The 760-nt window shown below is 40.0% G+C and carries 2 protein-coding genes; both read right to left on the reverse strand.

Annotation, left to right across the window (positions count from 1 at the left end; genetic code table 11):
* A partial coding sequence (locus HW443_RS14190) for a GvpL/GvpF family gas vesicle protein (RefSeq protein ID WP_176238346.1) occupies positions 1-181 on the reverse strand: 181 nt, incomplete at its 3' end.
* Positions 182-196: 15 nt separating this feature from the next.
* Positions 197-760 (reverse strand): GvpL/GvpF family gas vesicle protein (locus tag HW443_RS12305; RefSeq protein ID WP_176238347.1); only part of this gene is annotated, 564 nt, incomplete at its 5' end.

Here is a 760-nt window from a genome sequence, read left to right on the forward strand (position 1 = left end):
TAGGGTATTTCATAATTGGCGAATCGCTGATAACAGCGGCCAGATCTTGGTAGCAAACAGTGTATACTTCATCGCCTCGCCCACCAATTCCCATAGAACCAAAGTTTCTGTCCTCGTTTATCCCTATGATGCAGTAAATATATTTACCTTTTTCCGTCACTTGGTTCCCTTCCGTTAACATTGCTGCACTCTTCCATTAGGGACTTTCTGGCAATTCTAGAACTTTAACCATAACAAAATTTTTAACATCTGCTTCCCTAAAAGAATATTTATAATGTTGACAGTAATAAGTCAGCATTTTGTAGGCTTCAGATACCCTCTTAAACTGCTCCATAGCATGTATATCATCAGGGTTTTCATCCGGATGACACTTATGCGTTAAATCCCGATAAGCCTCTTTGATTTCAAACATAGTTGCTTCATCATCTAGTCCCAGGGCTTTCCTGGCAGCATCAACTGCCTCAAACTCTACCGTTCTTACCTCCATAGTGCTAAAACTATACGGCGGCAGGGACCCCACAATTCTAAAATCTATCTTCTCACGATACTTTTCGTTCAGCTGATTTACTTTCTGCTCAAATTCCTTCTCTTTGCTCCTATTTATTAAGAAAGCAGTATTCATTATCATCGAATCATCCATGAGGGGGTGTGAACGAAAATCCTCTGCCTCTTCTTTTAGAACTTCCAGTATCTCCGTTGCACATCTGTTTCTTTTTTCATCTAGGACGGACTTAACCATTTTGCCCAAATTTATCCTATC

The sequence above is a fragment of the Candidatus Hakubella thermalkaliphila genome (genome assembly GCF_013281975.1).
Taxonomy (GTDB): Bacteria; Actinomycetota; Humimicrobiia; order Hakubellales; family Hakubellaceae; genus Hakubella; species Hakubella thermalkaliphila.